We start from the raw sequence: 19374 nt of genomic DNA on the forward strand, positions 1-19374 counted from the left end.
AACGCCCGCCGAACGGCGGAAATACGGTCTTATTGCGCGAAAAATCCGCGATCAGCGCTCGGCAAAGGCCTTTTCGACCACGAATTGGGCCGGCTCGCCGTGATTGCCCTCAATAAGGCCACGCTCGCCCAGCAGCACGCGGGTGTCAGCGACCAATGCCGGGCTGCCGCAGATCATGACCCGGTCATGGGCGGCTTCCAGCGGCGGCAGGCCGATATCGGCGAACAGCTTGCCCGTGGTGATGAGGTCGGTGATGCGGCCGCGGTTGCGGAAGGGATCGCGGGTCACGGTCGGATAGTAGATCAGCTGATCGCGGATATACTCGCCGATCAATTCGTCCTTCGGCAGCGTCTCGGTGATCATCTCGCCATAGGCGAGCTCCTTCACGTGCCGGCAACCGTGCAGCAGCACGACCTTCTCGAACCGCTCATAGGTCTCGGGGTCCTTGATCACGCTCAGGAACGGCGCGAGGCCCGTGCCGGTGCCGATGAGGTAGAGGTTGCGGCCCTCTTCGAGATTGTCGATCACCAGCGTGCCGGTGGCCTTGCGGCTGACGATGATCTCGTCGCCTTCCTTCAGATGCTGGAGGCGCGAGGTCAGCGGACCGTCCGGCACCTTGATCGAGAAGAACTCCAGCGTTTCCTCGTAATTGGCGCTGGCGACGCTGTAGGCCCGCAGCAGCGGCTTCTCGCCGACCTTGAGCCCGATCATGGTGAATTCGCCGTTGCGGAAACGGAAGGTCGGGCTGCGGGTGGTCTTGAAAGAGAACAGCGTGTCGGTCCAGTGGTGGACGCTCAAAACGCTTTCCTGATTGAAATTGCTCATCTCACCTTCCCTGTCGCTTCCAATGCGGTTCCGAGGCGGGCAGCTATGCGTCGTTTGTACACGATCATTCGTGTACTAATGAATAATCCTGCTTGCTCCCGGGGTCAAGGCTGCCCAAGATCGCGAGCGTTGCAGTTAGGTACAAGGAGCCCCTTCCATGGCGCATGACGCCCCCCAGGCCACCGGACCCTCGAAGCTCGTGATCCGGAATATCGGCCTGATCCTGTCCGGCGCCCTGGAAAAGCCGATCCTGGACGGCGACACCATCGTCGCCGAGAACGGCAAGATCACCGCCATCGGCCGCTTCAAGGACCTCAACACCGAAGGCGCGACCACCATCGTCGAGGCCAACGGCACCACGGTCGCGCCCGGCCTGATCGACAGCCATGTCCACCCTGTGGCGGGCGACTGGACGCCGCGCCAGAACCAGATCGGCTGGATCGACAGCAATTTGCATGGCGGCGTCACCACGATGATCTCCGCCGGCGAGGTTCACATGCCCGGCCGCCCGCGCGACGTCGTCGGGCTGAAGGCGATGGCGATCTTCGCCCAGCGCGCATTCTGGAATCTGCGCCCGGGCGGCGTGAAGGTTCACGCCGGCGCACCGGTGATCGAATGCGAGATGGTCGAGGAGGATTTCAAGGAGCTGGCCGCCGCCGGCGTCAAGCTGCTCGGCGAGGTCGGCCTCGGCGGCGTCAAGGACGGCCCGACGGCACGCAAGATGGTCGGCTGGGCCCGCAAATACGGCATCCAGAGCACGATCCACACCGGCGGCCCCTCGATCCCAGGCTCCGGCCTGATCGACAAGGACGTGGTGCTGGAGGCCGACACCGACGTGGTCGGCCACATCAATGGCGGCCACACCGCGCTTCCCGACGACCAGATCCGCTGCATCTGCGAGGGCTGCAAGCGCGGCCTCGAGATCGTTCACAACGGCAATGAGCGCTCGGCCCTGTTCACGCTGCGCATTGCGCGCGAAATGAACGATCTGCACAGGGTGATCCTCGGCACCGACGCGCCGGCCGGCTCCGGCGTGCAGCCGCTCGGCATTCTGCGCATGGTCTCGATGCTGTCCTCGCTCGGCGATTTGCCGGCCGAGCTCGCGTTCTGTCTTGCCACCGGCAACACCGCGCGAATGCGCCAGCTCGATTGCGGCCTGATCGAGGTCGGCCGCTCCGCCGATTTCGTCATCATGGACAAGGCGCAGCATTCGCCCGGCAAGACCATTTTGGAGAGCGTCCAGCTCGGCGACCTCCCCGGCATCGGCATGACCATCATCGACGGCATCGTGCGCACCCAGCGCAGCCGCAACACGCCGCCGGCCGGCCGGGTGCCGGAAGTGGTGGCGAAGTGACGCAGCCGGAGCAGCTCGCCGCTCCGCGTCGCGCCTCGAAGGCATTGAACAAGTCTGCTGCCTGCCGCGTCTAACGCAGGCAGCCCTCGGCGGCGGCAGTTCATTGCTGGACCATCGCGGAAGACATGAAAAGTTCGCTGCGGATTGCCGCCGGCATCGCTGGTGCGGCGGCAGGCTTCATCGCCACGATCGGGCTGCTCGAGCTGACCGGCTTCGGCAATCGTGCAGACCCGATCACGACGGGGCTGGTCGCCCTGTTCGTCATCGCCCCCATCGGCGCAGTTATCGGCCTGGTGCTCGCCACCAAGCTGGCGACACGCAAGGACGACAATAGCGGCGGCCTCGCACGCAACTGCCTGAAGTCACTCGGCGTCGTCGTCCTGCTCTGCCTCGCCGCCGGTGTCACTTACGCCGTCTACGCGTATACGACCGCCACGCCCTGGCTCAATCCGAACGCCAGCAATCCACTGCTCGTGTTCGAGGTTCGCTTTCCGGCCGGCGTCGTGGTGCCGACGTCACCGCAGGGCATCGCAATCGAATTGCAGACCGACCTCAATACCATGCCGGGCGAAGTGACCCCCGCAGCCTTCTATCGTGATGGTGAGCAGCCTGTCATCGCAGGCGAAGTCGAGCTTGCTTTTAGAACCTCGCACCGGCAGCTCACCGTCAACATCCAGGGCCAGCCGAGCCGGATCTATCCGATCGACTTGACGGCCCGGGCGCCGCATACGCCGGAGTTCGGCACGTGGCGGCGGCTCGCCGATGGCAGCGAAATCCGCTACCGCGCCAAATGGCCGGGGAAGACGTAAGGGATCAGCGCTTCTTTGCGACCTCACAGCGCACGTAGGTCTGGCGCTTGGCCTGGCCGACCGGACCATTCTCGATCAACAACCGGCCATCCGCCGCAACCGAAACCCGGGGATTGGAGCGAAACTTTTCGCCCTCGCCTTCGCAGGCAAGCCGCATCTTCCAGCTTTGCTTGCCGTCTGCGGTGATCTCGCTGGCGCGGCAGCGCGTCTCGTACCAATAGAGGCGGTTGCCGCCTTCGATGCTCATCCGGCTGGCGCTGTCCTGATCGCGGCAATCCTTTTTGGTCGACGCCCAGAAGCCCTCGTAGGGCTGCGCCGCCCAGGCAGGAGCGCATTCGCCCGCCAGCGCCGCACCAAGACCTAAAATCAGTGTGAACCGCGTCGCCGCTCTCATATCGGAAGACCTCGACAAACCCTTCATCGAGGTTAGTCGCCAGTCCCCGCAGCTTGTTCAACTGCCGTAGGGTGGGCAAAGGCGCGAAGCGCCGTGCCCACCATCTTTGCGACTTGACGAAGAACGGTGGGCACGCTTCGCTTTGCCCACCCTACGGCACCTTACTCACCGCAGCTTGTTCAACAGCGCCATCAGCATCTCGCGCTCCCTGGCGTCGAGCGGCGCAAGCGTTTCCCTGGTGATCGCGAGCGCACTCGGCGCGACCTTCTCCGCAAGCTGCTGACCGGCGCGCGTCAGGCTGACCAGAAGCCGCCGTCCGTCCTCGGGATCCTGGCTGGTCTCGGTCAGGCCTCGTGCGGTCAGGCGGTCGATCACGCCCTTGATGGTCGCGACATCCATCGCCGTCAGCCGCCCGAGCTGGTTCTGCGAGCATGGCCCGGTCTCGGCCAGCTTCGACAATGCCGCCCATTGCGTCGGCGTGAGATTGGTGCCGATGTCGCGCGAGAAGATCGAGCTGTGGCGCTGCCAGACCTGACGCAGGATGAAGCCGACCTGCTCGTCGAGCACGTAAGACGATTTTGCCGGTTTGACGCTTTTCTTCGCCGCAACGCTTCTCGCCATCCGCTCCCCGCCCCTCACAACGACAGATGCGCGTCGCGGACATCCGGACGCGCGTCGAGCTCGGCCATGGTGCCGCCGAAGCAGATACGGCCACGCTCGATGATATAGGCGCGATCGGAGATCAGCCGCGCAAAGTGCAAATTCTGCTCGGACACGACGATGCTGACGCCTTCCTTCTTCATGGTCAGGATGGCATCGACCATCTGCTCCACGATCTTCGGCGACAGGCCTTCCGAGGGCTCGTCGAGCAGCACCAGCGACGGATTGCCCATCAGCGTGCGCGCGATGGTGAGCATCTGCTGCTCGCCGCCGCTCATGCGGCCGCCCGGACGATTTTTCATCTCACCCAGGTTCGGAAACAGCGCGAACAGTTTTTCGCGGGTCCAGTGCGGGGCGTTCGGACGCTTCGGCTGCCGGCCGACCTCGAGATTCTCCTCCACCGTCAAATCAGTGAAGATGCGCCGCTCCTCGGGCACGTAACCAAGCCCGTCGCGCACGATCTCATGCGTCGGGCGCGCCGAGACATCCTTGCCCTCGAACATGATGCGCCCCGAACGCTGGGCAACGAGCCCGACGATCGAGCGGAACGTCGTCGACTTGCCGGCGCCGTTGCGGCCGAGCAACGCCACCACCTCGCCCTCGCCGACCTCGAAACCGATGTCGAACAGGATATGCGCCGGGCCGTAATGGCTGTTGAGGTCTTGCACCGTGAGCTTCATGCGGAGGCTCCATGCCCGGCATCGTAAAGCAGGCCCTCGCCAAGATAGACCGCCTGCACTTGAGGATTGGCGCGCACCTCGGCCGGCGATCCCTCGGCGATCAGCGTGCCGCGGTTGAGTACGATGATGCGGTCGGCATGCTCGAACACCACGTCCATGTCGTGCTCGGTGAAGAGCACGCCGATCGATTTTTCCCGCGCGATCTGCGCCGTCAGCCGCATCAGGTCGACGCGCTCGCGCGGCGCCATGCCGGCGGTTGGCTCGTCCATCAGCAGCAGCTTGGGATCGTTGGCAAGCGCCACCGCAAGCTCGAGCCGCTTGAGGTCGCCATAGGCGAGCTCGCCGCAGGGACGATCGGCGTAGCCGCCCATGCCGACCAGTTCGAGCAGCCGCCCAGCCTCGCCACGGTCGAAATTCGGGGCCGAGCCGAAGAGATTGAACAGCTGCTTGCCATGCGAGATCAGCGCGACCTGCACGTTCTCGCGCACGGTCATCGTCGCGAAGGTCGCGGTGATCTGGAAGGTGCGTCCGACGCCGAGCCGCCAGATCTCGCGCGGCTTCTTGCCGGTGGTCTCCTCGCCGAGCAGGCGGACATGGCCGGTATCAGGCTTGTTCTGGCCGTTGAGCATGTCGAAGCAGGTGCTCTTGCCCGCGCCATTCGGACCGATCAGCGCCAGAATTTCGCCTGATCGCAGCGAGAACGAGACGCCGCGCACGGCGTGGATGCCGCCATAGGATTTGGACAGGCCTTCAACCGCGAGAAGTGGGGGTGCGACGCTCATTCGACGGACTCGATCGGCTTGGCAAGCAAGGGAGATCCCGGCGGCGATGTCTTCCTGCGCCGCTGAGCCAGCATCTCCAGCGTGCCGACGATGCCCTTGGGGAAGACGACGACGATCAGCACGATGAAGCCGCCGAGCACGAGCTTCGACAGGTCGGTCTGACTGACTAGCCAGATGTTGAGCGCCTTGTAGACGATGGCGCCGATCACCGCGCCCGACACCGTCTCGACGCCGCCGAGCAGCACCATGACCAGCGCGTCGACCGACAGCGAGATACCGAGATTGTCGGGGAAGACGCTGCCCTTGAGGTAGGCGAACAGCGCGCCGCCGATGCCGGCGGTCGTGCCTGCGATCACGAACGCCGTCCACTGGATGCGCTTGGCATTGATGCCGACCGCCTCGCTGCGCAGAGGCGAGTCGCGCGTGGCCCTGAGTGCGTAGCCGAACGGCGAGAATACCATGGCCCGAAGCGCGACCGTCACGAGTGCCGCAACGCCGAGCGCCAACCAATAGAAATGCCCCGGGCTCGCCGCCCAGCTTGACGGCCAGACGCCGAGTATGCCGTTGTCGCCGCCCGTGACACTCACCCACTGGAACGCGATCGACCAGACGATCTGCGCAAACGCAAGCGTCAGCATCGCGAAATAGACGCCGGAAAGCTGCACCGCGAAGAAGCCGAACACGGCCGCGCCCATGCAGCCCAGCAGCGGCCCGAGCAGCAGGCACACGACCATCGGCAGCCCCGCCATCTTGGCGAGGAAGGCGACGCCGTAGGCGCCGAGACCGAAATAAGCGGCATGACCGAAGGACGCGAGGCCGCCGACCGACATCAGGAAATGCAGGCTGACGGCGAAGATCACGAAGATCGCGATCTCCGAACCGACTGTGAGAACATAATTGCCGGCGAACAGCGGCAGCGTCGCCGCGATGACCAGCGCGGCAAGCGCCGCGAGCCGCTCGTTCGACGTCAGCGGCCGCCAGGGATTGACGGTGAGGCCTGGTGTCTTGCGCGCGGGCGCCTCGGGCTTGCCGAAGAGACCCCAGGGCCGGACGATCAGCACCACCGCCATCACCAGGAAGACCAGGATGATGGAGATCTTCGGGAAGATCAGGATCCCGAAGGCGTTGAGCTCGGAGACCAGCACCGCAGCGACGAAGGCGCCGACGATGCTGCCGAGGCCACCGATCACGACGACGACGAAGACCTCGACGATGATCCGCAGATCCATGGCGTGATGCACGGCGTCGCGCGGGATCTGGAGCGCGCCGCCGAGTGCGGCGAGGAAGACGCCGACCGCAAACACGGATGTGAACAGCCATTTCTGGTTGACGCCAAGCGCCGCGACCATGTCGCGGTCCTGCGTCGCCGCGCGCACCAGCACGCCCCAGCGCGTGCGCTGGAACAGCAGCCAGAGAATGCCGAGTACGACCGGGCTGAGCACGATCAGGAACAAATCGTAGCTCGGGATGTTCTGGCCGAAGAAATCGATGGCGCCCTTGAAGCCCGGCGCGCGGCGGCCGACGAGATCGTCGGGGCCCCAGATCAGCACGACGAGATCCTCGACCATCAAGGTCAGGCCGAAGGTCGCAAGCAGCTGGAACAGCTCGGGCGCATGATAGATGCGGCGCAGCAGCACCATCTCGACGATGACGCCGATCAAGGCCACGGCAAACGCGGCGATGACGATCGCGCCCCAGAAGCCGAACGCTCCCGAAAGCCGCTCGGTGAGCGTGAAGGCGATGTAGGCGCCGATCATGTAGAAGGCGCCATGCGCGAAATTCACGATCCGCGTCACGCCAAAGATGATCGACAGGCCCGAGGCCACCAGGAACAGCGACGCTGCGCTGGCCAGACCGGTCAGAAACTGTACGACATAAAAGGCCATCGGCGGTCCGGGTTAAGAATAAGTCTCAGTATGGGGCTTCATCCTTCGAGACGGCGCTACGCGCCTCCTCAGGATGAGGTCCGGGATCCTCATGGTGAGGAGCGCGGCAACGCCGCGCGTCTCGAACCACGAGGCCCCGGTTTCTCGTCACATCAATCCTTCGGACGCAGCTTCTCGACTTCCGCGTCACTCGGCAGATAGTCCGAGCCCTTCTTGTAAGAAGAATCCACCATCACGCCCTTGCCGTCCTTCAGCGCGGTCTTGCCGACATAGGCACCGAGCGTCGACTGGTGGTCGATCTTGCGGAAGGTGATCTCGCCGAACGGCGACGGCATCGACAGCCCTTCCGCCGCGGCGATCAGTTTCTCCGGATCGGTCGAGCCGGCCTTCGCAAGGATCGCAGCGGCCGCCTTGATGGTCTGGTAACCGACGATCGAGCCCAGGCGCGGATAATCGTTGTACTTGGCCTCGTAGGCCTTCAGGAACGCGTCATGCTCGGGCGTCTTGATCGAGTACCAGGGATAGCCGGTGACGATCCAGCCCTCCGGCGTCTCGTCCTTGAGCGGATCGAGGTATTCGGGCTCGCCGGTCAGGAACGAGACGACCTCGCGCCCCTTGAACAGGCCGCGGGTGTTGCCTTCACGCACGAGCTTCACAAGGTCGGCGCCGAAGGTGACGTTGAGGATCGCTTCGGGATTGGCTGCGCCAACCGCCTGCACCACCGGACCCGCGTCGATCTTGCCCTGCGGCGGCCACTGCTCGTCGACCCACTGGATATCAGGACGCTTCTCCGACATCAGCTTCTTGAACACCGTGACTGCGGACTGGCCGTATTCATAGTTCGGCGCGATGGTCGCCCAGCGCTTGGCCGGCAGCTTGCTGGCTGCTTCCACCAGCATCGCCGCCTGCATGTAGTTGGAGGGGCGCAGACGGAAGGTGTACTTGTTGCCCTTGGACCAGGTGATGGCATCCGTCAGCGGCTCGGCCGCGAGGAAGAACACCTTCTTCTGGTTGGCGAAGTCGCTGACGGCGAGGCCGATGTTCGACAGGAACGTCCCCGTCAGCATCGCAACCCCCTCGCTGGAGACGAGCTCGTTGGCAGCGGTCTGCGCATCGGCCGGCTTGCCGCCGTCGTCCTTGGAGACGACGACGAGCTTCTTGCCGTTGATGCCGCCGGCCGCGTTGACCTGTTCGACTGCGAGCTGCCAGCCCTTGCGATAGGGCTCGGTGAACGCCGGCAACAGCGAGTAGCTGTTGATCTCGCCGATCTTGATCTCCTGCGCCACGGCCGAATGAGCCATGCCGCCCGCCAGCAGCGCGAAGGCCGCGCCCACAAAAGTGTTTCTCGCTCGCATCCCAACCTCCAGTTTTGAACTCTCTACGTCTTCAGCGTGATCTTGTCGGAGAAGCCATGCCCGCCTCCCCGGTTCAAACTCTATTTCAAACCGTCTTCACCCTTCACTTCCGCAACCGTCAGCCCGCCGACACGCGGCAAGGGTCGGCCGCTATCGGTGACGGCGACCGCGACCATGATCTCGTTGGCGCGCGGCGCATCGTTGATCTGCACCTCCATGCCGTCAAAATGGCTGCGCACGAAGGCGGCGTCCTTGTGCCCGAGCGGAATGTCCAGCGTCGTGCCCGGGCCGCTGCGCTTCTTCGACGACGGGATCAGCGCCGCGCCCTTGCTCAGGACCTTGCGCACCGGAGCGCCCATCTTCGGATGCAGGATAGCCGCCGCATGCTCCAGCTCGCCGTTCTCGCCGACCGCCGCGGCCTTGCCGTAGCTCTGCGCCTTCGCGCCATCGATGCCCAGCGCCGCCACCGCGCGCTTCGCCAGGAGATCGCCGAGCTCCTCGCCGATGGCGATCAGGGGCGAGAGATCCTCGACATATTTGCCGGCAAAGGGATTTTCGATCACGGCGATCGCCGCGGCGCGCCGCGTCGGCGGCGAGACCTGGCGGCCCATTTCCATCTGCGTCTCTTCGACGACCGTGACGATCTTGCGGATGATCGCGCTCATGTTTCGCTTCCCTGTTCAGGCATAGACCGCGTTCTCCAGCATGAGCGGGCGCGTTCGTTGCTCTTCTATATCCCTGGTTCCGATGACAAGCATATCACCACAAAGCTGCAACACGGCACCCTCGATCAATCCGCGATCGAACAATTGCCGTGCACATTCCGCGCCAGATTCCAGTGCGGCCGCGACCTCGTTCTGCGACAATTCACCGACATCGCGGGTGACGAGACGCGCGCCGAGATCGCTGTCGGGCTGAAGCTCGTTCGCAGGCTTTCTGATGATGCCGGGATGCCCGGGCAGATCGACGGCATTGGCGATGACCGTCGCGGCCGCATCGGCCTGCGATGCGGTGGCAGCCAGCACCGTGACCGCGTCGGCAATGCCGAGCGAAAAGCTGCGGCCGTGACGCCCGCTGGTCGCGATGCCGCGCACGGGATCACCTGAGTAGACCCTCATCTTGCGCAGCACGCCGTCACGATCAGGCCGGTCCATCAGGCCTACCGAAAAATGCTCGCCCTCGCCGAGATGCAGCGCGATATCGCCGCCATTGTTGACATAGGCCTGATCGAGCGCCGCAGCGCCCAGCATGGCGCCAAGAATCTCCTCTGCAACGCTACCGGCAACCGCGGCCATCGGCGTAATGAAGCAATCGGCGGCATAGGGTGCGACAGCAGCGTGCATCCGACGCGCCACCACGCCCTTCAGCGAAGTCTGCTTCTCAGCGGCCGTCCGCAGTTCCGGCAATTCCGCGCAGAGTTCGTCGAGCAGTCCGGTGAATCGCTGCGCCGCCGCCTCATAGGCCGCACGCACTGCGTCCGCGCGCCCCCTCGCCTCCACGATCAGATCAATCGGTCCATCCTGCAAATGCAGCCGCCGGCCACCAGACAGCAATGCGATTTGCGGGAGCCTGGTCATGCCCAGCGCCCCGGAATCGGGTTCTGCCAAGGCAATTGGCGGACGTCGTCACCGCTCTGCACCTCGGACAGCGGCTTCACATGATCCATGTGCCCGCCGAGCGCGGCGTAGTCGGACAGCTTCATCGTGAACTCGATCGGTGCGACCAGCGCCGGCGTCGGAACATAACCGAACGCGCCTGAAGGCATCTGCGTCACATCGACCATGTAGGTGATGCCGCCGCCCGGCCAGACATAAACAGGCGCGCCGCCGCTGGTGACGCGCGTCAGCGCGTCCTTCACCGAACGCGTCAGCCGCACCGGATTGTCGGTGACGCCCGCACGCAGCGAGCCGCCGGCACCGGCCATGAACAGCACCGTGCACAGCGCCGGTTCGCAATTCTCCTGGATGCGCTCAACCGAGAACTTCAGGTCATCAGGCATCTCGGTCTCGACCGGCCTCAGGGCCTCGTCGAGCACATAGTAAGACGAATGCTCGCCGGTCGTGGAGACCATCAGCATGGAGAGGCCAGCCTTGGCCTCCTTCGCGTCAAACGGTCCAAGGATCGCCAGCGGATCGGAGATGTTGGTGCCGCCCCAGCCCGTGCCGGGTTCGGCGACCTGGAAATAGCGGCCCGGCGTCGAGCGACGGCCCTTCATCTTGATGCCGGTGTCGGCGATGTCGAGCAGCTTGCCGGCCTGGTGCTCCGAGAGCACGCCGGTGATGTGGTCGTCGACGACGACGACCTCGTCGACCTTGCCGTGCCATTGCTTGGCGAACATGCCGATCGTCGCCGAGCCGCAGCCGACGCGCATGCGCTCCTCTTTCATGCCGTTGACGATCGGCGGTTGGCCGGCCTGCACCACCACGCTGGCGCCGCCGTCGATGGTCAGCTCAACCGCCTTGCAATTGGCGAGATCCATCAGCGTGTCACAGGTGACGCGGCCCTCTTTCTTGGAGCCGCCGGTGAGATGATGCACGCCGCCGAGCGACAGCATCTGCGAGCCATATTCGCTGGTCGTGACGTGGCCGACCGCCTCGCCCTGCGCGCGAACGGTCGCGGTTTCCGGGCCGAGATAGCGGTCGGTGTCGATCTTCACCTTGATGCCGCAATAGGAGAAGATGCCCTCGGTGACGACAGTCACCATGTCGACGCCATCGATCTCGGACGAGACGATGAACGGCGCCGGCTTGTAGTCGGGATAGGTCGTGCCCGCGCCGATCGCGGTGACAAAGGTTGAGGGCTCGTGGACGATCTTGCCGTCCCAGTCTTCGGTGCGGCTGAACGGAACGAGCTTGCCGCCGTGCGAGACGGTGCGTTCCAGGATCACGTGGGGGTCGACGCGGACGAGCTTGCCGTCGTGGTTGGCATAGCGGTCGCAGGCGCCCGCCGCGCCCGGCTTGATGTAGCACATCACCGGACAGGCATCGCAACGGATCTTGTCGATGGCGGCGCTCGTCGTTTCAGTCACCATGTCCAAAGCCAGTCGACTGCGGTTATCATTCGTATACGAACGATGTTGCGCGCCCTCCCGAAGGCTGTCAAGCGGCGGTGCGGCGCAAAAGATGCGGCTGCCGCATAAAACCCCAATTGCCTATCCGCTCTGTCCACAAAGAAGGCAGTCGCGCTGCAGTGCGGCATGCGCGGCTTGCACGTTTGTGTACAAACGGTATCGTCGCGACGTAGGTTTTGACGAGCACTTGGCCACGGGCTTGGGAACGAGGATGACGCAGACACCGATCCGCCTCACCGTGAACGGCAGGATCCACGAGATCACGGCAGCGCCGCAGACGCCGCTGCTCTATGTGCTGCGCAACGATCTCGCGCTCAACGGTCCGAAATATGGCTGCGGCTTGGGCGAATGCGGCACCTGCACTGTCCTGATCGACGGGCAGGCCGCGCGCTCCTGCGTGATTCCCGTCAGCGGCTGCGCAGGCCGCGACATCCTGACGCTCGAAGGGCTCGGCACGCGCGACAAGCCGGATGTGGTGCAGCAGGCCTTCATCGACGAGCAGGCCGCGCAATGCGGCTATTGCCTCAACGGCATGATCATGACCACCAAGGCTCTACTTGCGATCAACCCGCAGCCTTCAGAGCAGGAGGCGCTCGCGGCGCTGCGCTACAATCTCTGCCGCTGCGGCACGCATGTCGAGATCCTGCGCGCGGTGATGCGCGCATCCGGCCAGATCACTGAGGCCGTTGATTGATGGCCTCCCCTCTTTCGAACGGAGCTGAGCGGCAGTCGGGTTCGCTCGTCGTCGTCCGCACCGTGGACGAAGTCACGTCCGAGACGTTTGTCCGCATCACCGCGGATGGATCGGTCTCGGCCTATAACGGTCATGTCGATCTCGGCACCGGGATCCGCACCGCACTCGGCCAGATCGTCGCCGAGGAGCTCGACGTCTCCTTTGCGCGCGTCGTCGTGGTGCTCGGCGACACCGCCGTGGTGCCAAACCAGGGCGCGACGATCGCGAGCGAGACCATCCAGATCACCGCCGTTCCCCTGCGCAAGGCCGCCGCGCAAGCGCGGCACTTTCTGATCGCGCGCGCAGCCGAGCGGCTGGAGCTGCCGGCCAGCGACCTCAAGATCGAAGACGGCCTCGTCCGCGGGCACAACCGCAGCGTCAGCTATGGCGAACTGATCGGCGGCGAGACCATTCGCCTCGAGCTTGCCGACGACGTCGCGCTCAAGCCCGTCGGCGACTACGCCATCGTCGGCCAGTCGACGCCGCGCGTCGACCTGCCCGCCAAGGCGACGGGCGAGCTGACCTTCGTGCACGACGTTAGGGTGCCCGGTATGCTGCACGGCCGGGTGGTGCGTCCGCCCTATGCCGGCGTCGATGCCGGGCCGTTCGTCGGCACCAGCCTGATCGCGGTGGATGAGGCCTCGGTACGCGACATTCCCGGCATCATTGCCGTCGTGCGCATCGGCGATTTCGTCGGCGTGGTCGCCGAGCGCGAGGAGAACGCGATCCGCGCGGCGGAGCAGCTGGCGGTGCGCTGGAAGCCGACGCCTGGTCTGACCGATCTCGCCGATGTCGAGACCGCGCTGCGCGCCAACCCGTCGACGCCGCGCACGCTGATCGACAAGGGCGATGTCGATAAGGCGATATCAGGCGCGGCCAAGCCGATGCAGCGCACTTATGTGTGGCCGTACCAGATGCATGCGTCGATCGGCCCCTCTTGCGCGGTCGCCGACGTCCAGGACGGCAACATCCGTGTCTGGTCGGGCACGCAGAACCCGCACGTGCTGCGCAGCGATCTGGCGCTCCTGCTCGAGCGTCCCGAGAGCGAGATCGAGGTGATCCGCCTGGAGGCCGCCGGCTGCTACGGCCGCAACTGCGCCGATGACGTCACCGCGGACGCGCTGCTGCTGTCGCGCGCCGTCGGCCGCCCTGTACGCGTGCAGCTGACGCGCGAGCAGGAGCACGCCTGGGAGCCCAAGGGCACAGCGCAGCTCATCGACGTCAATGGCGGGCTCGACGCGGACGGCGGCGTCGCCGGCTACGACCTCGCCACGCGCTACCCTTCCAACGCTGCGCCGACATTGGCGCTGCTGTTGACGGGGCGAATCTCGCCGGTGGCCGATGTGCTCCAGATGGGCGACCGCACCGCGATTCCGCCTTACGACTACGACCACATGCGCGTCGTCGCCCACGACATGGCGCCGATCGTGCGCGCGTCCTGGTTTCGCGGTGTCTCGGCGCTGCCGAACACGTTCGCGCATGAATCCTATATCGATGAGGCCGCGACCGAGGCCGGTGTCGATCCGATCGAATACCGCCTGCGTTACCTGAAGGACCAGCGCGCCGTCGATCTCGTCAATGCGGTGGCCGAGCGCGCGGGCTGGACGCCCCGGCCTGTCCGTGAAGAGAAAGACGGCGACGTCGTGCACGGGCGTGGCTTTGCCTATGCGCTCTATGTCCACAGCAAGTTTCCCGGCTATGGCGCGGCGTGGTCGGCCTGGGTCGCCGACGTTGCGGTGAACAAGTCCACCGGCGATGTCAGCGTCACGCGCGTCGTCGCCGGGCAGGACTCCGGCCTGATGATCAATCCGGACGGCGTGCGCCACCAGATCCACGGCAACGTCATCCAGTCCACCAGCCGCGCGCTGATGGAGGAGGTTTCGTTCGAGCGCGGCGCGGTGGCGGCGCGCGAATGGGGCGCTTATCCGATCATCCCGTTCCCCGACGTGCCCAAGATCGACGTGCTGATGTTGCCGCGTCAGGACCAGCCGCCGCTCGGCGTCGGCGAGTCCGCCTCGGTGCCGAGCGCAGCCGCGATCGCCAACGCGATCTTCGATGCCACCGGCGTGCGCTTCCGCGAGCCGCCGTTCACGCCCGAGCGTATCCTGAGGGGGCTGCACGCTGAAACATCGCCCGTGCCGCAAGCCCTGCCCGCGCCCGCTGCGCCGCCGCCGTCACGCATCTGGCAGAATCCGTTCGCCAAGCGCGCCGGCATCTTCGCGACGATCGCGGCCGTCTGCACCGCCGCGATCGGCGTCGGCGCGGCCCTCTTGCCCGGACGCGCCATCGCGCCGATCGCGCGGCCTGATGCCTCGGTCTATTCCGCGGCGACGATCGCGCGCGGAGAGCAACTCGCAGCACTCGGCAATTGCGCGGAGTGCCACACCAGCCTCAATGGCGTGCTCAACGCCGGCGGCCGCGCACTTCAGACGCCGTTCGGCACGATCTACTCAACCAACATCACGCCTGACGTCGAGACCGGCATCGGCGCCTGGTCCTATCCCGCCTTCGAGCGCGCGATGCGCGACGGGCTGCATCGCGACGGACGGCAGCTCTATCCCGCCTTCCCCTATCCGCACTTTGCCAGGACCAGCGATGCCGACATGCAGGCGCTCTACGCCTACCTGATGGCTCAGCCTTCGGTGCGCGCCACGGCGCCGGCGAATGCGCTCGCCTTCCCGTTCAACCTCCGCCCGCTGCTTGCGGGCTGGAATGCCCTGTTCCACAGGACGAGCGAATTCAAGCCCGATCCCGCCAAATCCGAGCAGTGGAACCGCGGCGCCTATCTCGTCGAGAGCCTCGGCCATTGCAGTGCGTGTCATTCGCCTCGCAACGCGCTCGGTGCCGAGCAGCGCAATGCCTATCTCGCCGGCGGATTTGCCGAGGGCTGGGAGGCGCCGGCCCTGACCTCGCTCTCGCATGCGCCGATTCCATGGAGTGAAGACGAACTCTTCGCCTATTTGCGCACCGGCCAGTCGCGTTATCACGGCGTCGCGGCCGGTCCGATGGCGCCGATCGTCAGGGATCTCAAAGCCCTGCCCGACCCCGACATCCGCGCGATGGCGGTCTATCTCAACTCGTTCAATGACACCGCGATCGATACGCGGGGCCAGGATGCGCTTGCCGCAAAGCTTGAAAGCTCAACGCGGGTCACGGTTGCGCCTTCCACCGGCGCGCGGCTCTATCAGGGCGCCTGCGCCGTCTGCCACGAGGTCGGCGGCCTGCCGCTGTTCGGAACTCGGCCCTCGCTCGCGCTCAACAGCAATCTGCACAGCGCGACATCTGACAATCTCGTGCAGGTCATCCTGCAAGGCATCGCCGAGCCGGTGTCGAGCGATCTCGGCTACATGCCCGCCTTCAAGAACAGCATGAGCGACGTGCAGGTCGAAGAACTCGTCAGCTTCCTGCGCAAGCAGTTCGCGCCGGACAAATCGGCCTGGACCGGCGTCCGCGAGACGATCGCCCGGGTGCGCACCTCAACGCATTGATGTTTGGAGCATGACCTAATCGGAAAACCGCTTCACACTTTGCGCTAACGCGGCCCTTCGGGTCCGGGTCTAGCCGTGCTTCTTCGCCTCCACCGGCGGTGTGCCGTGGGTGTGGAACGACTCGATCGTCTTCAAACCCCAGGCCTGGCCCTTCTTGCGCTCCTCCTCGGTCCACACGATCGGCTTCCAGTCGGGCGCGAGGATGAGGCGCGCGCCGGCGTTGGCGACCTCGACGCGGTTGCCGCCGGGCTCGTAGACATAGAGGAAGAAGGTCTGCTGGATCGCGTGCTTGTGCGGGCCGGTCTCGATGTGCACGCCGTTCTCCAGGAAGATATCGGCGGCGCGCAAAATCTCCTCGCGGCTGTCGAGCGCGTAGGTGACATGGTGAAAGCGGCCGGGCGTGCCGGAATGATCGAGCGAATAGGCAAAATCGTAGCTCTTGTTCGACATCGTCAGCCACATCGCCGCTTCCCGCCCGTCGTTGAGCACGATCTGTTCGGTGAGGCGGCAGCCGAGATAGTTCTCGAAGAACTCGCGGTTGGCCTTGATGTCGACGGCGAGGCAGTTGAGGTGGTCGAGACGGCGAACGTTGACGCCGCGCGCAGGAAAGCGTTGCGCCTGGTTCTTCAGCGCAGGTCTAAGCTCTGGCGGCGCCTGGTACCATTCGGTCTCGTAATAGAGCTCGACGATGTGGCCATCAGGGTCGCGGCAGCGGAAGGTCGGCCCCTGCCCCATGTCGCCGTCGATCCAGCCGATGTCGAAGCCGGAGCCTTTGAGCGCGGCGACGCGGCGCTCCAGCGCCTGCTGGCTGCGCGCGCGCAGCGCCATATGTTCCATGCCCGATGTCTTCGACGCCGTCAGCTTGAGCGAATAGCGCTCATAATCGTCCCAGCCGCGCAGGTAAACCGACTCGCCCTTCTGCCCGCTCACGGTCATGCCCATGACGTCGACGAAGAATTTCAGGCTCTCGTCGGGCTTCGGCGTCAACAGCTCCATGTGGCCGAGATGAGCAAGATCGAGGATCGGTTCGGGCTGCATACTTTCCTCCAGGCGTGGCTGCGATCCGCCGGACCGGATCGCGCAACCGGACGCAAGGCTGCAAACGCGCTCGAGCGTACGGGGGCGGCATCCAGGCCGCAGGTTCATTTGTACTAATGTACAAATGATTAGGTCCCGTCAACAAATCAAAACATGGCCGCCCGGATCGAGTGACGCGCCAGCCGGGATGACCTCCATCCCCGAACGGCGGACCGACTGGCCGAATGGTAAAATCTTCCTTAAGCGCTGTCGGGCCTATCGGCCTAGAAAAGCGGCATTCCCCTACCGATTCCGCCCGCAAGTATGCATTAGGAGCAAATCTCTCAACCGAATTGTCGCAGATTTAACAAAGCCCCCGCGCCTGCCGTTTAACCGTTTGTCCAGCCGCGGCGCGCATAGTCAGGGTTAAACCCCTTGCTCATGCCAGGTTCATTCATCGTGACATCCTTTGGACGCGTGATTTCGGTACGCGGGTCGCTCGCCCGGGTCGGGCTACTGGCGGCAAGCCAGATGCCGGTCTCGGAAATTCGGGCCACCGTCGGCCGTTTCGTCAGCATCCGCTGCGCCAGCTCGGTGATCGTCGCCATGATCACCGAGGTGTCCTGCGAGAACCTCTCGAGCTCTGACTACATCGCCATCGCGTCGGTCGACCTGCTCGGCGAAATCCACAACGCCGCCGACAAGGCCAAGTTTCAGCGCGGCGTCACCAACTATCCGACCATCGGCGATTCCGTCGACCTGATCACGAGCCAGGAGCTGCGCACGATCTACGCGCCGACCGGATCGGACCAGATCAATGTCGGCTTCCTCCAGCAGGATCGCTCCGTCGTCGCCTATGTCGACGTCGAGGAAATGCTCTCCAAGCATTTCGCGGTGCTGGGATCGACCGGCGTCGGCAAATCCACCGGCGTGTCGCTGCTGCTCAACGAGATCCTGAAATCACGCCCGAACCTGCGCATATTCCTGCTCGACGTGCACAACGAATATGGCCGCTGCTTCGGCGACCGCGCGCTGGTGCTCAACCCGCGGAACCTGAAGCTGCCGTTCTGGCTGTTCAACTTCGAGGAAATCGTCGACGTGCTGTTCGGCGGCCGCGCCGGCGTGCCCGAGGAGCTCGACGTCCTCGCCGAGGTGATTCCGATCGCCAAGGGCATCTACACCCAGTATCAGAACACCGATCGGCTCGGCCTGAAGCGCATCGATCCCAAGCAGGTCGGCTTCACCGTCGACACGCCGGTGCCGTACCGCCTGGTCGATTTGATCTCGCTGATCGACGAGCGCATGGGCAAGCTGGAAAACCGCTCCTCGCGCATCATCTATCACAAGCTGATCTCGCGCATCGAGGCCGTCCGCAACGACCCGCGCTACGCCTTCATGTTCGACAACGCCAATGTCGGCGGCGACACCATGGCCGAGGTGATCAGCCATCTGTTCCGCCTGCCCGCCAACGGCAAGCCGATGACGGTGATGCAGCTCGCCGGCTTCCCGGCCGAGGTCATCGATTCCGTCGTCTCGGTGCTGTGCCGCATGGCCTTCGACTTCGGCCTGTGGAGCGACGGCGTGTCGCCGATGCTGTTCGTCTGCGAAGAGGCGCACCGCTACGCCTCCGCCGACCGCAATGTCGGCTTCGGGCCGACCCGCAAGGCGGTGTCGCGCATCGCCAAGGAAGGCCGCAAATACGGCGTCTATCTCGGCCTCATCACCCAACGTCCGGCCGAACTCGACGCCACCATTATCTCCCAGTGCAACACGCTGTTCACGATGCGTCTGGCCAACGAGCGCGACCAGGCGCTGTTGCGCGCCGCGGTGTCGGATGCGGCCGCGAACCTGCTGTCCTTCGTGCCATCACTCGGTACCCGCGAAGTCCTGGCGTTCGGCGAAGGCGTCGCGCTGCCGACCCGCCTGCGCTTCAAGGAGGTGCCGCCGCACCAATTGCCGCGCGGCGAAGCCACCATCTCAAGCGTGCCGTCGGTCACCTCCGGTCACGACATGCATTTCGTCGGCGCCGTGCTCGAGCGCTGGCGCGGCGCCACCTCGCAACGCGACGTGCCGAACGACCCGGTGTTCTCGCAGCCGCCCGCAAAGACGCTCGCGACCGCCGAAGCGCCGATGCTGCAGCCCTCGATGGGGCTGGACCCGGATCGCTTCTCGCTGCTGAAGAAGCCACTGCGGTAAGGAACGGACACCGCTTCGGCAAATTCCGCTGTCATGCCCCGGCTTGACCGGAGCATCCAGTACGCCGCGGCCCCTCGATTCAATCACGATCGCCTCTGGAATTTCCCGAACAGCGGACAGTCGTG

At 65.0% G+C, this 19374-nt stretch carries 17 protein-coding genes; 5 read left to right on the top strand and 12 right to left on the bottom strand.

Annotation, left to right across the window (positions count from 1 at the left end):
* Positions 1-51 precede the first annotated feature (51 nt).
* On the bottom strand, positions 52-825 hold the full coding sequence (locus CT676_RS08790) for a ferredoxin--NADP reductase (protein WP_085404801.1): 774 nt from the start codon (positions 823-825) through the stop codon (positions 52-54).
* A gap of 157 nt (positions 826-982) precedes the next feature.
* Here CT676_RS08790 and CT676_RS08795 point away from each other — a divergent pair, with 157 nt between their 5' ends.
* A complete protein-coding gene (locus tag CT676_RS08795) occupies positions 983-2179 on the top strand; it encodes an amidohydrolase family protein (protein WP_085404802.1) in 1197 nt (398 codons plus the stop codon).
* A gap of 125 nt (positions 2180-2304) precedes the next feature.
* Positions 2305-2988: a hypothetical protein gene (locus CT676_RS08800; RefSeq protein ID WP_085404803.1), complete on the top strand. Its 684-nt coding sequence runs from the start codon at positions 2305-2307 to the stop codon at positions 2986-2988.
* Positions 2989-2992: 4 nt separating this feature from the next.
* Here the strand turns inward: CT676_RS08800 and CT676_RS08805 are convergent, their stop codons facing one another.
* The 9 genes from CT676_RS08805 to CT676_RS08845 all read right to left on the bottom strand — a co-directional run bounded on the left by CT676_RS08805 (position 2993) and on the right by CT676_RS08845 (position 11776).
* Entirely contained in the window at positions 2993-3382 is a 390-nt protein-coding gene (locus CT676_RS08805; RefSeq protein WP_085404804.1) for a hypothetical protein, read from the bottom strand.
* 165 nt (positions 3383-3547) lie between these two features.
* The gene (locus CT676_RS08810; RefSeq protein ID WP_063983949.1) at positions 3548-4003 is read right to left on the bottom strand and encodes a MarR family transcriptional regulator; all 456 of its coding nucleotides are present in this window, start codon (positions 4001-4003) and stop codon (positions 3548-3550) included.
* Between the two features lie 14 nt (positions 4004-4017).
* Positions 4018-4722, bottom strand: coding sequence for an ABC transporter ATP-binding protein (locus tag CT676_RS08815; protein ID WP_085404805.1), 705 nt, complete (start codon positions 4720-4722; stop codon positions 4018-4020).
* Positions 4719-5504 carry an ABC transporter ATP-binding protein gene (locus CT676_RS08820; protein WP_038942388.1) on the bottom strand — a complete coding sequence of 262 codons (786 nt, stop codon included), beginning with the start codon at positions 5502-5504 and terminating at the stop codon, positions 4719-4721. Before CT676_RS08820 ends, CT676_RS08815 begins: the two co-directional genes overlap by 4 nt.
* On the bottom strand, positions 5501-7390 hold the full coding sequence (locus CT676_RS08825; RefSeq protein WP_071915090.1) for an ABC transporter permease: 1890 nt from the start codon (positions 7388-7390) through the stop codon (positions 5501-5503). Before CT676_RS08825 ends, CT676_RS08820 begins: the two co-directional genes overlap by 4 nt.
* Positions 7391-7542: 152 nt before the next feature.
* Entirely contained in the window at positions 7543-8745 is a 1203-nt protein-coding gene (locus tag CT676_RS08830) for an ABC transporter substrate-binding protein (RefSeq protein ID WP_085404806.1), read from the bottom strand.
* Between the two features lie 80 nt (positions 8746-8825).
* On the bottom strand, positions 8826-9410 hold the full coding sequence (locus CT676_RS08835; RefSeq protein WP_085404807.1) for an amino acid synthesis family protein: 585 nt from the start codon (positions 9408-9410) through the stop codon (positions 8826-8828).
* A gap of 15 nt (positions 9411-9425) precedes the next feature.
* The gene (locus CT676_RS08840) at positions 9426-10322 is read right to left on the bottom strand and encodes a UPF0280 family protein (protein ID WP_085404808.1); all 897 of its coding nucleotides are present in this window, start codon (positions 10320-10322) and stop codon (positions 9426-9428) included.
* Complete coding sequence (locus CT676_RS08845; RefSeq protein ID WP_135214405.1) at positions 10319-11776, bottom strand: 6-hydroxynicotinate reductase; 1458 nt, start codon at positions 11774-11776, stop codon at positions 10319-10321. The genes CT676_RS08840 and CT676_RS08845 overlap by 4 nt, the downstream gene beginning before the upstream one ends.
* Before the next feature lie 250 nt (positions 11777-12026).
* Here CT676_RS08845 and CT676_RS08850 point away from each other — a divergent pair, with 250 nt between their 5' ends.
* Both CT676_RS08850 and CT676_RS08855 read left to right on the top strand, forming a co-directional pair.
* Positions 12027-12509 carry a (2Fe-2S)-binding protein gene (locus tag CT676_RS08850; protein ID WP_135214406.1) on the top strand — a complete coding sequence of 161 codons (483 nt, stop codon included), beginning with the start codon at positions 12027-12029 and terminating at the stop codon, positions 12507-12509.
* Entirely contained in the window at positions 12509-16036 is a 3528-nt protein-coding gene (locus CT676_RS08855) for a molybdopterin cofactor-binding domain-containing protein (protein ID WP_135214407.1), read from the top strand. Before CT676_RS08850 ends, CT676_RS08855 begins: the two co-directional genes overlap by 1 nt.
* 69 nt (positions 16037-16105) lie before the next feature.
* Here CT676_RS08855 and CT676_RS08860 read toward each other — a convergent pair whose 3' ends face one another.
* Both CT676_RS08860 and CT676_RS45170 read right to left on the bottom strand, forming a co-directional pair.
* Positions 16106-17074: a catechol 2,3-dioxygenase gene (locus tag CT676_RS08860; RefSeq protein ID WP_038955078.1), complete on the bottom strand. Its 969-nt coding sequence runs from the start codon at positions 17072-17074 to the stop codon at positions 16106-16108.
* Between the two features lie 368 nt (positions 17075-17442).
* Positions 17443-17661, bottom strand: a complete 219-nt coding sequence (locus CT676_RS45170) for a hypothetical protein (RefSeq protein ID WP_244623119.1) — start codon at positions 17659-17661, stop codon at positions 17443-17445.
* Between CT676_RS45170 and CT676_RS08865 the strand changes: the two genes are divergently transcribed.
* Positions 17660-19249, top strand: a complete 1590-nt coding sequence (locus CT676_RS08865) for an ATP-binding protein (protein ID WP_224580704.1) — start codon at positions 17660-17662, stop codon at positions 19247-19249. The two genes, CT676_RS45170 and CT676_RS08865, sit on opposite strands and share 2 nt — an antisense overlap.
* Positions 19250-19374 lie beyond the last annotated feature (125 nt).

The sequence above is a fragment of the Bradyrhizobium sp. MOS001 genome, from assembly GCF_004634465.1.
GTDB lineage: Bacteria > Pseudomonadota > Alphaproteobacteria > Rhizobiales > Xanthobacteraceae > Bradyrhizobium > Bradyrhizobium barranii.

What these genes read in the sequence shown, in the direction of transcription:
- CT676_RS08790 (WP_085404801.1), bottom strand. Translation starts at nt 825, where the DNA reads ATGAGCAATTTCAATCAGGAAAGCGTTTTGAGCGTCCACCACTGGACC.
- CT676_RS08795 (WP_085404802.1), top strand. Translation starts at nt 983, where the DNA reads ATGGCGCATGACGCCCCCCAGGCCACCGGACCCTCGAAGCTCGTGATC.
- CT676_RS08800 (WP_085404803.1), top strand. Translation starts at nt 2,305, where the DNA reads ATGAAAAGTTCGCTGCGGATTGCCGCCGGCATCGCTGGTGCGGCGGCA.
- CT676_RS08805 (WP_085404804.1), bottom strand. Translation starts at nt 3,382, where the DNA reads ATGAGAGCGGCGACGCGGTTCACACTGATTTTAGGTCTTGGTGCGGCG.
- CT676_RS08810 (WP_063983949.1), bottom strand. Translation starts at nt 4,003, where the DNA reads ATGGCGAGAAGCGTTGCGGCGAAGAAAAGCGTCAAACCGGCAAAATCG.
- CT676_RS08815 (WP_085404805.1), bottom strand. Translation starts at nt 4,722, where the DNA reads ATGAAGCTCACGGTGCAAGACCTCAACAGCCATTACGGCCCGGCGCAT.
- CT676_RS08820 (WP_038942388.1), bottom strand. Translation starts at nt 5,504, where the DNA reads ATGAGCGTCGCACCCCCACTTCTCGCGGTTGAAGGCCTGTCCAAATCC.
- CT676_RS08825 (WP_071915090.1), bottom strand. Translation starts at nt 7,390, where the DNA reads ATGGCCTTTTATGTCGTACAGTTTCTGACCGGTCTGGCCAGCGCAGCG.
- CT676_RS08830 (WP_085404806.1), bottom strand. Translation starts at nt 8,745, where the DNA reads ATGCGAGCGAGAAACACTTTTGTGGGCGCGGCCTTCGCGCTGCTGGCG.
- CT676_RS08835 (WP_085404807.1), bottom strand. Translation starts at nt 9,410, where the DNA reads ATGAGCGCGATCATCCGCAAGATCGTCACGGTCGTCGAAGAGACGCAG.
- CT676_RS08840 (WP_085404808.1), bottom strand. Translation starts at nt 10,322, where the DNA reads ATGACCAGGCTCCCGCAAATCGCATTGCTGTCTGGTGGCCGGCGGCTG.
- CT676_RS08845 (WP_135214405.1), bottom strand. Translation starts at nt 11,776, where the DNA reads ATGGTGACTGAAACGACGAGCGCCGCCATCGACAAGATCCGTTGCGAT.
- CT676_RS08850 (WP_135214406.1), top strand. Translation starts at nt 12,027, where the DNA reads ATGACGCAGACACCGATCCGCCTCACCGTGAACGGCAGGATCCACGAG.
- CT676_RS08855 (WP_135214407.1), top strand. Translation starts at nt 12,509, where the DNA reads ATGGCCTCCCCTCTTTCGAACGGAGCTGAGCGGCAGTCGGGTTCGCTC.
- CT676_RS08860 (WP_038955078.1), bottom strand. Translation starts at nt 17,074, where the DNA reads ATGCAGCCCGAACCGATCCTCGATCTTGCTCATCTCGGCCACATGGAG.
- CT676_RS08865 (WP_224580704.1), top strand. Translation starts at nt 17,660, where the DNA reads ATGATCACCGAGGTGTCCTGCGAGAACCTCTCGAGCTCTGACTACATC.
- CT676_RS45170 (WP_244623119.1), bottom strand. Translation starts at nt 17,661, where the DNA reads ATGGCGACGATCACCGAGCTGGCGCAGCGGATGCTGACGAAACGGCCG.